Source organism: Candidatus Frankia nodulisporulans (assembly GCF_902806475.1).
Classification (GTDB): Bacteria; Actinomycetota; Actinomycetes; order Frankiales; family Frankiaceae; genus Frankia; species Frankia umida.
This window is the reverse complement of record NZ_CADCWS010000100.1, coordinates 1-13,868: the sequence shown is the minus strand read 5'-3', so window position 1 is coordinate 13,868 and position 13,868 is coordinate 1. Positions and strand designations below refer to the sequence as shown.

8 protein-coding genes and 1 pseudogene are annotated in these 13,868 nt (G+C 72.5%); 5 read left to right on the top strand and 4 right to left on the bottom strand.

Annotated elements, in window-relative coordinates; all coding sequences use genetic code 11:
* Both G6R24_RS11270 and cobN read right to left on the bottom strand, forming a co-directional pair.
* A pseudogene (locus G6R24_RS11270) lies at nucleotides 1–300 on the bottom strand (hypothetical protein); the annotation flags it as partial.
* 257 nt (nucleotides 301–557) lie between these two features.
* On the bottom strand, nucleotides 558–4,478 hold the full coding sequence (gene cobN, locus G6R24_RS11265) for a cobaltochelatase subunit CobN (protein ID WP_163549204.1): 3,921 nt from the start codon (nucleotides 4,476–4,478) through the stop codon (nucleotides 558–560).
* A 593-nt stretch (nucleotides 4,479–5,071) separates the two neighbouring features.
* On the opposite strand from cobN, the gene cobG reads away from it, so the two are divergent.
* The 3 genes from cobG to G6R24_RS11250 are packed head-to-tail and all read left to right on the top strand — an operon-like array spanning nucleotide 5,072 to nucleotide 8,816.
* Complete coding sequence (cobG, locus tag G6R24_RS11260) at nucleotides 5,072–6,508, top strand: precorrin-3B synthase (RefSeq protein ID WP_163549203.1); 1,437 nt, start codon at nucleotides 5,072–5,074, stop codon at nucleotides 6,506–6,508.
* An 11-nt stretch (nucleotides 6,509–6,519) separates the two neighbouring features.
* Nucleotides 6,520–7,170 carry a precorrin-8X methylmutase gene (locus G6R24_RS11255; RefSeq protein WP_225438396.1) on the top strand — a complete coding sequence of 217 codons (651 nt, stop codon included), beginning with the start codon at nucleotides 6,520–6,522 and terminating at the stop codon, nucleotides 7,168–7,170.
* On the top strand, nucleotides 7,167–8,816 hold the full coding sequence (locus tag G6R24_RS11250) for a precorrin-2 C(20)-methyltransferase (protein WP_163549201.1): 1,650 nt from the start codon (nucleotides 7,167–7,169) through the stop codon (nucleotides 8,814–8,816). The genes G6R24_RS11255 and G6R24_RS11250 overlap by 4 nt, the downstream gene beginning before the upstream one ends.
* On the opposite strand, the gene G6R24_RS24510 is transcribed toward G6R24_RS11250, so the two are convergent.
* Entirely contained in the window at nucleotides 8,811–10,457 is a 1,647-nt protein-coding gene (locus G6R24_RS24510) for a cobalt-precorrin-6A reductase (protein WP_225438395.1), read from the bottom strand. The two genes, G6R24_RS11250 and G6R24_RS24510, sit on opposite strands and share 6 nt — an antisense overlap.
* 146 nt (nucleotides 10,458–10,603) lie before the next feature.
* Nucleotides 10,604–11,230, bottom strand: a complete 627-nt coding sequence (locus G6R24_RS11235) for a DUF3710 domain-containing protein (protein ID WP_225438394.1) — start codon at nucleotides 11,228–11,230, stop codon at nucleotides 10,604–10,606.
* Between the two features lie 492 nt (nucleotides 11,231–11,722).
* Here G6R24_RS11235 and G6R24_RS24505 point away from each other — a divergent pair, with 492 nt between their 5' ends.
* Entirely contained in the window at nucleotides 11,723–12,253 is a 531-nt protein-coding gene (locus tag G6R24_RS24505) for a DUF5925 domain-containing protein (protein ID WP_338084432.1), read from the top strand.
* Nucleotides 12,156–13,067, top strand: a complete 912-nt coding sequence (locus G6R24_RS11230; RefSeq protein WP_338083914.1) for an AAA family ATPase — start codon at nucleotides 12,156–12,158, stop codon at nucleotides 13,065–13,067. Before G6R24_RS24505 ends, G6R24_RS11230 begins: the two co-directional genes overlap by 98 nt.
* The last annotated feature ends 801 nt before the right edge of the window (nucleotides 13,068–13,868 follow it).

Here is a 13,868-nt window from a genome sequence, read left to right as displayed (position 1 = left end):
CCGCTCGGGTGGCGGTAGCTGTTTGCGTGCGGGCGGCCGGCTCGTCTCCCCGGGCCAGACCGGACGGTCGAACCAGGGGTCATCGATGGCGGCCAGGTCGTCGGGCAACGGCAGGGCGCCCGGCTCGGTGCCCAGGGGGAGGCAGCTCAGGACCAGATCCACCGACCGGGAGGCGAGCACGGCGAGGGCATGGTCCGCCGAACGGGCGGTGTCGACGCCGTAGCCCTCGTCCACCAGCGTGGTCAGCAGCTCGCGGCGCGCCGCCACCTCGTCACCCACCAGCAGAAGAGTCGTCCGCACCTTGGCCATTTTCCCCGAAGCCCACGCTGATTCCCAGCGGGCCTGCGCGGGTGGTGGGACCGCCGGCCCGTCCGGACACCGGCTGATGGGCCGGGCAGCGCTCCGTTGTGGCTGGTAGGCGGGCCGCACGTGCCGTTGGGCAGGGACGGCGTAGGGACGGACGGCCTCCAGCGGGGGTAGCCCTGGCTCCCCGACTGGGGACTGTGGTCCCGGCTCGATCGCGCCGCCTGGCCACCCGGGCGGTCCGGTCCTCAGCGCTACCGCGGCGGCCCCGCGGCGGGTTCGGTGGCGGCCGTGGTGTCCTCCAGCTGCCCCTCGGTCCGCAGGTAGAGCTCCTGGAGGCCGTCCAGCGTGGCCGGTTCGGGATGCTCCCACAGGCCGCGGGCGGCGGCCTCGAGCAGACGTTCGGCGATGCCGTGCAGAGCCCACGGATTCGACTCGAGGAAGAACTTCTGACTGTCGGCGTCCAGGGCATAGGTCTCGGCGAGACGCTCGTACATCCAGTCGGCTACGACTCCCGCGGTGGCGTCGTAGCCGAACAGGTAGTCCACGGTGGCGGCCATCTCGAACGCACCCTTGTAGCCGTGGCGGCGCATGGCGGCGAGCCAGCGGGGGTTCACGACCCGGGCGCGGAAGACCCGCGAGGTCTCCTCGGACAGGGTCCGGGTGCGTACCGCCTCCGGTCGGGTGCTGTCGCCGATGTAGGCCGCGGGTGCCCGGCCGGTCAGCGCCCGCACGGTCGCGATCATGCCGCCGTGGTACTGGAAGTAGTCGTCGGAGTCGGCGATGTCGTGCTCGCGGGTGTCGACGTTCTTCGCGGCCACAGCGATCCGCCGGTAGGCGGCTTCCATGTCGGGACGGGCCGGTGTCCCGTCGACGCCACGACCGTAGGCGTAACCACCCCAGGTGGCGTACACCTCGGCGAGGTCGGCGTCGTCACGCCAGTTCCGACTGTCGATCAGTGGCAGCAGGCCCGCGCCGTACGCCCCCGGACGTGACCCGAAGATCCGCAGGGTGGCACGCCGCTCATCCCCGTGATCGGCCAGGTCGGCGCGGGCGTGGGCCCGCACATGGTTGTCCTCGTCGGGCTCGTCGAGGTCCGCGACCAGCCGCACCGCGTCGTCCAGCATCGCCACGACATGCGGGAACGCGTCGCGGAAGAATCCGCTGATACGCACGGTCACATCGATGCGCGGCCGGCCGAGTTCCGCGAGCTCGATCGGCTCGAGTCCGTGTACCCGGCGCGACGCGTCGTCCCACAGCGGACGGACACCGAGCAGGGCCAGTACCTCGGCCACGTCGTCGCCGCTGGTACGCATCGCGCTCGTGCCCCAGACCGACAGGCCGACCGACTCCGGCCAGCGCCCGGTATCCGCCCGGTAACGTTCCAGCAGGCTGGCCGCCATGGCCTGCCCGGTCTCCCAGGCGAGTCGGCTCGGCACGGCCTTCGGGTCGACCGAGTAGAAGTTACGCCCGGTCGGCAGCACGTTGACCAGCCCCCGCAGCGGCGATCCGCTCGGCCCCGCCGGTACGTACCCGCCGTCCAGGGCGTGCAGCACGTTGCCGATCTCGTCGGTGGTCCGGGCCAGCCGCGGGACGATCTCGGTCGCGGCGAACCGCAGCACCGCCGCCACCGCCTCGTGCCGCCCGGCCAGCTCACCCGCCAGCCCCACCTCGTCGGACGGCTCCACCTCGTCGGACGGCTCCGCGGAACCGCTGCTCGCCGCGTCGATGTGCCGCTTCGGGCTGGCCGGCTCGCCGAGGATCGCGGTGACGGTGGGGTCGACGGCGGCCGGGTCCCAACCCTGGCGTTCCAGCTCGGTGACCAGGGAGAGGGCGACGCGTTCGGCCTCGTCCACGGTGGTGCGCGACGCCGCCTGAGCGCCTTCGTCGAGACCGAGTGCCTCACGCAGACCGGGCAGGGTCTGCTGCCCGCCCCACATCTGACGGGCCCGCAGCATCGCCAGCACCAGGTTGACCTGGGCCGCACCGGTCGGTGCGACGCCGAGGACGTGCAGGCCGTCGCGGATCTGCGCGTCCTTGACCTCGCACAGCCAGCCGTCGACGTGCAGCAGGAAATCGTCGAACTCGACGTCATGCGGCCGGTCGGCGAGGCCCAGATCGTGATCGAGGCGGGCGGCCTGGATGAGTGTCCAGATCTGGGCGCGGATCGCCGGCAGCTTCGCCGGGTCCATGGCGGCGATCGAGGCGTGTTCGTCCAGGAGTTGTTCGAGGCGGGCCAGATCGCCGTAGCTTTCCGCCCGGGCCATCGGTGGGACGAGATGGTCGATGAGGGTGGCGTGCGCCCGCCGCTTCGCCTGGGTGCCCTCGCCCGGGTCGTTCACCAGGAACGGGTAGATCATCGGCAGGTTGCCCAGCGCCGCGTCCGACGGGCAGGAGGCGCTCATCCCGACCGTCTTGCCGGGCAGCCATTCCAGGGTGCCGTGCTTGCCGAGATGAACCAGGGCATGCGCGCCGAACCCGCCCGCCGTCGGGGCGGCGGACAGCCAGCGGTAGGCGGCCAGGTAGTGGTGGCTCGGCGGCAGATCCGGATCGTGGTAGATCGCGACCGGGTTCTCCCCGAACCCACGCGGCGGCTGGACGAGCAGCACGACGTTGCCGGCCCTCAGCGCGGCCAGCACGATGTCACCGTCCGGGCTCGCGTTCGCGCCGCGGTCGACGTACAGCTCGCCGGGCGCCGGGCCCCAGTGCCGCTCGACGCGGTCGCGCAGATCGGTCGGCAACGTGTCGAACCAGGCCCGGTAGTCGTCGGCGCGGATGCGTACCGGGTTGCCGGCGAGCTGGGCTTCGGTGAGCCAGGCCGGATCCTGCCCGCCGGCCTCGATGATCCCGTGGATGAGGGCGTCGCCGTCGCTGGCGGCGACCCCCGGCAGCGCGTCCGGGCCGTCGGCGGGCCCGATGTCGTAACCGGCCGCGCGCATCGCGTGCAGTAGCCGCACGGTGCTCGCCGGGGTGTCCAGGCCGACGGCGTTGCCGATCCGGGAGTGTTTCGTCGGGTAGGCCGACAGCATCAACGCGATCCGGCGATCCGCCGCCGGGACGTGACGTAGCCGCCCGTGCGCGACCGCCAGGCCCGCGACCCGGTCGGCCCGCTCGGTGTCGGCGACGTAGCTGGTCAGGCCGTCGGCGTCGACCTCCTTGAACGAGAACGGCACGGTGATCAGCCGGCCGTCGAACTCGGGGATCGCCACCTGGGTGGCCGCGTCCAACGGGGACAGCCCGTCATCCGAACCGGCCCACGTCGCCCGCGCGCTGGTCAGGCACAGGCCCTGCAGAATCGGGATGTCCAGGGCCGCGAGCGCGCCGACGTCCCAGGCCTCGTCGTCACCGCCGGCTCCGACCTTCGCCGGCTGACTGCCGCCGGCGGCGAGCACGGTGACGACCAGCGCGTCCACCCGGCCAAGGACGGCGAGCAGTTCCGGTTCGGCGGTCCGCAACGACGCGCAGAACACCGGCAGGGCCACCCCACCGGCACGTTCCACCGCCGCGGCGAGTTCCGCGACGAACGTGGTGTTGCCGGCGACGTGATGCGCCCGGTAGTACAGGATGCCGACCACCGGCCGCCCCGCCGGCACCGACAGCGCCTCGGCAGCCGCCGGATCGGCCGTGGCAACCGGATCGGTCGTGTCACCCGGGTCGGCGGCGAAACCCGGCAGGACCCCCCAGGACGGTGTGACCACCGGCGGGTCGAAGCCATCGCCGGTGAGCAGCAGGGTGTCGGCGAGGAAGCGGTGAAGCTCGCGCAGGTTCGCCGGGCCGCCCTCGGCCAGGTAGGCGTGCGCCTGGGCGCAGATCCCCCCGGGGACGGTGGAGGCGGCCATGAGCTCCGCGTCCGGCACCCGCTCCCCGCCGAGGACGACCACCGGTCGCGGCCCGGCGAGCAACGCCGCCAGACCCTCCTCCCACATCCGCCGCCCGCCGAGGATGCGCACCACCACGACGTCGACCCCGTCGGTCAGCCCAGGCAGGTCGGCCACCCCGAGCCGGGCCGGATTGCCGAGCCGGTAGCGGGCGCCGCTGGCCCGCGCGGACAACAGGTCCGTATCGGAGGTGGACAGCAGCAGAACCGCGGCGTCGAACTCGGTGTCGCCGCTGCCACCCGGGCCGCCGGACGCGACAGCCGTGGTGGGAGGTACCTCGGGGCGTGCGGGGGTCATGAAGTTGCCTCTCCCGGGGGATCCGCGTCCCCGTGTCAGCTGGCGCCAACGCTGCGCCGGCGGTGCCGGACGGCGACCCTGACCCGACGTGGACGCGCCGACGGAAAACATGACGATGCCGTCACCCGCGGTGGCGCACCCGAACCGTTATCGGGACCTGCCGTGCCCCTGACGGCCGAGCCGAGTATCCCGGCTCCCGGGTGCCCGCCGAGCCTGCCCGAACCCGCGGACCGCGCTCGCCCGCCTGTGGCCACCGGTGACTGTGGCCACGGTGGTGCGGTGCCGAGTGCGTTCGTGGACGGGCCGATCGACGTTCGCTCGCCCCGGCCTTCCGGGCGTGGGCGGCTGCCCGTGCCCGTGGCCGTGCCTGGGGTCCGCTTCCCGGTGACGGTGGCGGGACCGCGCCGGATTCACACCGGACTTCCTCGCCGCTCGCCGCTCGTGGCCGACCTACCATGACAGATCGGCCACCCACACTGTCAAGCCGTGCCCACGTCAACGGACGTATCCCGGCCACTTTTCCCGCTCCGCCCGGCTGTGGGCAGTGACCGGATCGGCCGCGCCTGTCCCGGGGTTGCACGTATGCTCCGCCGGTGTCCACCAGCCGGCGGGAGCGCACCCAGGATGCCTGCCCCGGGGTGCTGCGCACGCATCCGGCCGCTGACGGCGCGCTCGCCCGGTTACGGCTGCCCGGGGGCCGGCTCGCCCCCCGAACGGCGGGTGAACTCGCGGCGTGTGCCCGCGAACTCGGCGACGGCCACCTGGAGCTGACCTCCCGCGGCAACGTGCAGATCCGCGGCCTCGCTGACGGTGCCGCCGCGGCGCTGGCCGGGCGGGCCAGGGCGGTGGGCCTGCTGCCGTCGGACACCCATGAGCGCATCCGCAACATCGTGGCGTCGCCGCTGTCGGGGCGCGGCCCCGGTGGGCGGGACGTGCGGGGACTCGTGGCCGCCCTCGACGAGGGCCTGCGCGCCGATCCGGTGCTGGCGGCGCTGCCCGGACGAGTCCTGTTCGCGGTCGACGACGGTAGCGGCGACCTGGAGGGCATCCCGGCGGATCTGGCGCTGCGGGCGGGACCGGGCGGCCAGACCCTGGTGTGTGTCGCCGGCGAGACGCTGGCACTGCGGGTCCCCGACATGGTGGCGGTGCCCGCGCTGCTCGCCGCGGCTCGGGCCTTCGTGGAGCGGGTCGCCGCGGGCGGACCAGCCGCGTCCGCCTGGCGGGTCGCCGAACTGCCCGACGGCCGCGATCAGCTTCTTGCCGCCGCGGCCGGCGTCGCCGCGACCGCCGGCGCACTCGTCGCCGACGACCGGCCGATCACCCCGGGTGCGTCGACGGGGAGGTCGAAGCGGCCGGCGTCGCCGGGGGCACGGCCTGGGGCCCATGCCCAGCGGGACGGACGCTGGGCGTTGACGGCGCTCGTACCGCTGGGTCGGCTGCGGGCCGACCAGCTCGACCTGGTGGCCGGGATCGCCGAGCGGCTCGAGGATGCATCCGTCGGCGGCGACCAGGGCACGGCGGGTGACTGCGCGCTGGTGGTGACGCCATGGCGGTCGGTGGTGCTGCTGGATCTGACCGCCGCCCAGCTGGCGGATGTCCGTACGCGGCTGGCCGCCGCGGGCCTCGTCGTCGAGGAGGACTCCGGCTGGCTCGGCGTGACGAGCTGCGCTGGACGTCCCGGCTGCGCCCGCGCCCTCGCCGACGTGCGCCGTGATGCCACCCGGGTCGCGCTGGCGGCGGGGTCCGGGGCGCGGCGGCCGGCACTGCCGGTGCACTGGTCGGGCTGCGGCCGTCGGTGTGGGCAGCCGTCCGGCGCCGTCGCGGAGGTGGTCGCGCAGCCGGACGGATATCACGTGCGAGCGGTGTCTCTGGCATCCTCGGCTCCGTTCGTGGTGACCTGGGCTCCGGATGCTCCGGTACCTGTGGGTGCGGCCGGTGACGGGGACCGCGAACCGGGCGTGGTGGACTGGTCGGCCCTCGTCGACGCGGTGACGGAGGCACGGGAGCTGCATCGACGGGAGACGGGCTGATGGAGACTGCGATGTCGGCGGGCACGCCGCGTCCGGAGTACGACTACATCCGGGACGGGGCGGAGATCTACCGTCGGTCGTTCGCGACGATTCGCGCGGAGGCCCGACTGGACGGACTGCCCGCGGATCTCGCCCGGGTCGCCGTCCGCATGATCCACTCGTGCGGGATGGTCGACCTGGTCGACGACCTGGCCGCCAGCCCCGGGGTGGTCGCGGCGGCGCGTTCGGCGCTGCTGGCGGGGGCCCCCGTCCTGTGCGACGCGCAGATGGTCGCCGCCGGTGTGACCCGGCGCCGGCTACCGGCGGACAACGAGATCCTGTGCCTGCTGGGCGACCCGCGGGTGCCGGCTCTGGCCGTGCAGGTCGGTACCACCCGAAGTGCCGCCGCCGTCGATCTGTGGGTGCCGCGGCTGAACGGCGCGGTCGTGGCGATCGGTAACGCACCGACGGCGCTGTTCCGGCTGCTCGAGCTGGTCGCGGCCGGAGCGGGGCGCCCCGCGGCGGTCCTCGGCGTGCCGGTGGGGTTCATCGGGGCCGCCGAGTCCAAGCGGGCCCTCGTCGAGGATCCGGCTGGCCTGGAGTACCTCGTCGTCCACGGCCGGCGCGGGGGAAGCGCGATGGCCGTGGCCGCCATCAACGCCATCGCGAGCGAAGCCGAATGACCGCCGTACCCGATCCGGTGGCCGATCCGGTGGCCGATCCGGTCGTGGACGAAGCTCCGGTGGGGCGGCTGTGGGGGGTGGGGGTCGGCCCGGGAGACCCGGAGCTGATCACCATGAAGGCGGTGCGGCTCATCCGGGACGCGGATGTGATCGTGTACCACAGCGCGCGGCACGGGCGCAGCATCGCCCGGTCGATCGCCGCCACCCATCTGCGCGGCGACCAGATCGAGGAGGCCCTCGTCTACCCGGTGACCACCGGGGCGACCAGCCACCCGGGCGGTTACCGGGGGGCGATCGACGAGTTTTACGAGGACTGCGCCAAGCGGCTGGCCACCCACCTGGACGCCGGTCGCGACGTCGTCGTGCTCAGCGAGGGCGACCCGTTCTTCTACGGTTCGTTCATCCACCTGCACCGCCGTCTCGCCGATCGGTATCCGACCGAGGTGGTGCCGGGGGTGACCTCGCTGTCCGCCGGCTGCGCGGTGCTGGGTCGGCCGCTCGTCGAGGGCAACGAGGTACTGACCGTGCTTCCGGGCACCCTGCCACCGGACGTGCTGGCCGCACGGATCGCCGGGACCGACACCGCCGTCGTGCTCAAGATGGGCCGGACGTTCCCCGGCGTGCGCGAGGCGTTCACCGAGGCGGGCCGCCTCGCTGATACCTGGTACGTCGAGCGGGCCACCACCGCGGGCCAGCGCGTCGCCCGCCTGGACGAGGTCGACGCGGAGTCCGTGCCGTACTTCTCGCTGGCGGTGCTGCCAAGCCCCGTGCGCGGTCCGCGGGATCCGGCACCGCTGCGGGCGGGGCAGGCCGAATGGGTGACACCTCCGGTCGGCGGTTCCGCCCGGCGGCCAGTCGAGGCGGTGCCTGAGGTCGTGGGGATCGGTGACGGGCAGGCGGGGGAGGTGGTCGTCGTCGGGCTTGGCCCGGGGGACACGGCATGGCTCACACCCCAGGCCGAGGCGGCGCTCGCCGTGGCCGAGGACCTCATCGGCTACGGCCCGTACCTGGACCGGGTACCCCCCAACCCGCGGCAGCGCCGGCATCCGTCGGGCAACACCGTCGAGGCCGATCGGGCCGAACACGCCCTGGAACTCGCCGCGGCCGGAGCCCGGGTGGCGGTGGTGTCCTCGGGCGATCCGGGTGTGTTCGCGATGGCCACCGCCGTCGTCGAGGCGGCGGCGCAGGAGCGGTTCGCGCGGGTGGCGGTGCGGATCGTGCCCGGGCTGACCGCGGCCCAGGTGGTGGCGAGTCGAGTGGGCGCGCCGTTGGGGCATGACTTCTGCGTGCTGTCGCTGTCCGACCGGCTGAAGCCCTGGGAGATCATCGAGCGGCGCCTGCGGGCGGCCGCGGCCGCCGATCTCGTGCTGGCCCTGTACAACCCGGCGTCGCGGACCCGTCGGGAGCAGCTGGACCGGGCGTTCACGGTGATCCGGGAGCATCGTGCCCCGGACACGCCACTGGTGATCGGCCGTGACGTCGGTGGACCCACCGAGTCGATCACGGTGACGACGCTCGGTGACGTCGATCCCGCTGTCGTGGACATGCGCAGTCTGCTGCTCGTCGGCTCGTCGATGACCCGCATCGTGCGCCACCGCCGAACGGGCGACCTCGTCTTCACCCCGCGGAGCTATCCGGCCTCATAGCCCCGTCGAAGGCGCGGCCATGTTCTGCTCGTTGATCCTGGTGAGCGCCTCCTCGACGGAGGCCGTGAGGTCCGCGCCTGGTGACGGTGCGGGCCGGTCGACGAGCACGACGGGCAGGCCCAGCTCGCGGGCGGCCGTCAGTTTCGCCGCGGTCATCGGTCCCCCGCTGTCCTTGGTGACGACGACGTCGATGGCATGGCTGCGCAGCAGCGTTCGCTCGGCGTCGACATCGAAGGGCCCCCGGTCGAGCAGAACGGTGTGCCGTGGCGGCAGGGGCCCCTCGGGCGGATCGACGCAGCGGATCAGGAACCAGGGGCGGGCCAGGGGCGCGAACAGCCCGAGATCGCCACGCCCGGTGGTCAGAAAGACCCGCGGCGCGGTCTCGGACCTCGCTCCACCAGGTGCGAAACCCTCGAGCAGTTCGACCGCGGCGACCATGGTCGGTACCCGCCGCCAGTCATCTCCCGGCCCCTCGTGCCAACCGGGCCGGCGCAGCACGACCAGTGGTAGTGCCACCGCGGCGGCCGCGGTCGCCGCGGACGCCTGCATCCTGGCTGCGAACGGGTGGGTGGCGTCGACGACCAGGTCGATCCGTTCGGCACGCAGAAGCGCGGCGAGCCCGTCCGGTCCACCGAAGCCGCCGATCCGCACGCGACACGACGATGGAACCCGTGGGTCCCGTACCCGACCGGCGAGTGAGTACAGCACCTCGTACCGACTGTCCGCGGCGAGCTCGGTGGCCAGTTGGCGAGCCTCGCCACTGCCACCGAGCAGCAGAATCCGGCGCGGCGCCGACGGTGCCGACCGCCCGGGTGGCACCGGCCCTCCCGGTGATCCCCGCGGTACGGCTTCCGGCGGCACCGACGACCAGCCGCTGGCGGGCGCCGGCTGCCCGTTGTCCGGCGCGAAGCGGCCCTTGGAGTACAGGAAGCTGTCCTGGAAGTCGCCCGCGGCCAGTGCCCGGCCCACGATGATCACCGCCGTCCGGGTCAGGCCCGCGGCGCGGGACCGCCCGGCGATGTCCGCGAGGGTGCCGCGCAGCACCGTCTCCCGGTCACGACTGGCCCACGCCACGACGGCCGCGGGGCAGGTCGGACCATAACGGGGGGTCAGCTCGCGGACGACCTCCTCGATCCGGTGGACCGCCAGATGCAGGACGAGGGTCGCACGTGACGCCGACAACGTGGTCAGGTCCTCGCCCGGCGGCATCGGGCTGGACACCACCGACGTCCGGGTGAGAATCACGCTCTGCGCGATTCCGGGGATGGTCAGTTCCTGGCGCAGGGCGGCGGCAGCGGCCGCGAAGGCAGGCACTCCTGGCGTCACCTGGCAGGGGACACCGGCCTCGTCGAGCCGGCGTAGCTGTTCGGCCAGCGCGCTGTAGAGGGATGGATCACCCGAGTGCAGCCGGGCAACGTCCTCGCCGGCGGCGTGGGCGGCACACAGCTCGGCGACGATCTCGTCCAGAGTCATCCGGGCGGTGTCCACGAGCCGGGCGCCAGGTGGGCACCAGGCCAGCATCTCGGCTGGTACGAGGCTGCCGGCGTACAGGCAGACCGGGCTCGAGGCGACGAGGTCACGCCCGCGGACAGTGATCAGGTCCGCGGCGCCCGGCCCGGCTCCGATGAAATGGACGGTCATCCGCGGCCCGACCTCAGGGCGGGTCGCCGTGCGGAACGGGACACGGGCCGCAACGCTAGCAGCCCGCGGCCGCACGAGCGGTCCACCGCCGGGCCAGGACAACGCCCGCACGCGCCCGTGTGGGCGGCGTGCGATCCGCCGGGCTCTCAGGCGAACAGGCCTCGAGCACCGAGGGTGATGACCTCGCTGGCCGCGCGGGGCGCGGGGACCTCCACGACCGGCGCGGCCCGGCGATCGGGCGGCAGGAGCGGGAGCGGTTCACGGACCGGCATCGGCTCCGAGCCGCGCACGACGACCGTGGCTGCGAGCAGTTCCTCGAGGGCAGGCGCGGCAGCGGGCAGGGTGGCGGCCTCGCCGGTGAACACCGCGCACAGGAACCACCGTGGCCCGTCGACCCCGACCACGCGCGCCCTGGTCGGCCCCTGATCGGTGACAACCGGCAGATGAAGCTCGAGACCGCGCGGACCTGGCCGTTCGATCGCCTGATTCGACTCGTCCTGCTCCTGGAGGGCGCTGCGCAGATCCTCGCGGATCTGCGCCCACAGACCTTCCCCTCGTGGTGCGGCGAGCACGGAGAGCTCGATCGTGGAGGTTCCGTCCGTGACGACCAGCGCCGGCAACGGGCCGGTACGGGACAGCCGCAGCCAGGTGCCGTCCACCCGTGGGATCAGCAACGCGCCGAAGTCGGCACGTTCGCGTTCGTCCGCTGGCAGGTCGGCCAGGTCGAAGGGACCAATGTGGGGGAGCCCATCAGCCTGTGTGATCCCTGACAACGCGGTCAGGTCCGTATCCGCCTCGGCCACCACGGATGAGTCGTGGACCACCTCGCTCGGATCGACGGCGCCCGCCGGCTCGGCCGAGGGAGCTTCCGAGCGAGGCGTTCCGGGACGGGCGCCATCCGCGTCACCGGACACGTGGCGTCGCGTCCACATTGCAGGTCGTCCACCAAGCACTGCGCTCCACCTCCAGCATGGATCGTGAAGTGATGGGACGGCTCTTCTCGGTAGGCGCGCCGGTGAGGGGCCGGCTTCCGCGGGGAGCGGCCCGGACTCCGTGGGCGCGACACCTCGCCGGCCGCGGCCGCCCGGTCTGTCCAGCAGTCGAACCCCTCGGCGGAACATCCGCCTATTAAGTAACTTAAAGTAGTTGAATTTGTGCTTTTCGTCGCCGAGATGCGGATGTCGATCACGGCCGAGCCGCGGTGTGTCGCGGTAAATCCGGTAACGGGATGGTGGAATCCCCACGCGTCCGGGACCATCAGGAGCGTGTCTGTTCCAAATCAGAAGGCGTCGCTGCCCAAGTCCTGGACGGTCTCCGAGTCGTTGAGCGGCGGCATGAAGCTTCCGTTTGTCGTCGGCCTGGACGATTCCGACACCCCGTACGACGTGGTCGACGCACTCGCCCTCGCTCCCTTCACGACCGGTGAACAGCCCTGGGCGCGCAGCGCGCGGCTTGACCGGCTGCGACCGGGGGCCACTCTCTTGCCTTCCGGGGCGAGGGTGTTGCGCTCGGTGGTCGAGGAAGCCCGCGACTCGCGTCTTGCCGTGGGCGAGGGGTGGACTGTGCGGGCGGTGCGTTGGCGCGGCGGCGGAGGTGAGGTCACCGTGACCGCGGTCACCGAGCAGCTCGCCCGTGGGGTTCTCGAGGACGTGGTGCGGGCCTCCACCACCGAGGTCGGCGCCGACAACATTCTGGTACCTGTCGAGTCAGCGAGGGCCCATCCGGACCAGCCGTCGCACGGCCACGACGAGCTGGTCGTCCATCCGCGACAACTACGCCACATCGACAGTAGGTGATCTTGAAGCGCTGATGTCCGTCCGCCGCGAGACAGTGGCCGGCAGGCTCATCCTGCTGCACGGCCCAGCCGGGACCGGGAAGACCACCGTGCTGCGCGCCCTGGCCCATGAGTGGCGATCGTGGTGCCAGGTCGACTGTGTCCTCGATCCGGAGGCGCTGTTCGCTGATCCCGCATACATGATGGAGGTCGCGATCGGCTTCGACGACGAGGGCGACGGTGACGGCGACGCGGCGGACATCGCGGAGGAGTCGGCCGCGGACCCGGCGACGGTCGAAGCCGCGGGAGGCCAGGGAACCACCGGCGATGTCCGGGCACGCGGGGAGACCGATGACGCTGGCGCCGGGGACGGTGATGCCGACGCCGGCGCGGCGAAGATCTCGGATTCTCCGGTGGGTGGGAGCGGGAGCCGCACCGAGGACCGGATGGGCCAGCCGGTCCGTCGTCGTTGGCGGCTGCTCGTCATCGAGGACTGTGACGAGCTGATTCGCGGTGATGGCCGAGGGACCACCGGTCAGCAGCTCTCGCGGCTGCTGAACCTGACCGATGGTCTGGTGGGCCAGGGGCGAGAGGTCCTGGTCGCGCTGACCACCAACGAGGATCTGCTCCGACTGCATCCCGCGGTCGTGCGTCCCGGTCGATGCCTTGCCCAGATCGAGGTCGGCGCTCTGCCGTACGCGGAGGCGGTCTCCTGGCTCGGCACGGCGGAAGGCGTCGGTTCGACCATGACCCTCGCCGAGCTGTTCGCCCTGCGGGACGGCCGCGGCCTGCCGCGACCCGCGCGCGTCGACGCCCGTCACGGCCTGTACCTGTAAGTCACCGGTGCTCGGGGTGTCGTGCGCGAGTCGCGCGGCGCCCCGAGCCGGTATCAGGACGTGATCAGGCCAGCAGATATGACCGCATGCCCGCCGGACGAAGGCTCCTCGCTGTCGAGGGGCGGGGACGCGGCTCCATGGCGAGGACCAGCCACGCTGTTGAGTTGTCAAGGTGCGAAGGGCGCCGTGTAACGGCCGGACGGATCGTCAGCCAGCCCCGCGGGCCGGCCGCGAAGCGCGGGAGGACCCCGGGCCGCGGGCTGGTGACCCTCCAGTACAAGAATCAGCTGCCAGGCATTCTGCAGATATCCGTGCACCTGGCATGCGGCCTGGGTCAGAACTGACAGATAAACTCCGAACCTCCAGGGATAGCCGACCAGGACCACCGGCCTCGCAACTTTGATCGGCGTCAAGAACGGCACGCTGCGGGATGCTCGGCGGAACACATCGAACCAGGAATCTCGCCGGCCGGAGCCGGCGGATTCGCCTGCGAACGAATTAGAACTCATGTTCGAAGAGTAGGTCGTGATGGCTGGCTTGGCAACCCCTGCCCGGAGGCCTGGGGTTATGTGCGAACCGGACCGCCTGCCTGCGACCACAAGGCCAAGGAAGGGGAGGGCTCGCTGTTTGCGCAACGTGGGCGGCGGCCGCGCCGGTGCAGGGGGTCGGTGTTGGTCAGGTCCGATGTCGATGTCCGGAGTTCGAGGTTCCGTGCGCCGGGTGGTATTAGGAACAGCTGCCTGAATGGTCTGGCGCCTGGATCGTCCGGAATTTTCGGTCTACATTGCGCGAGTAGGCCTG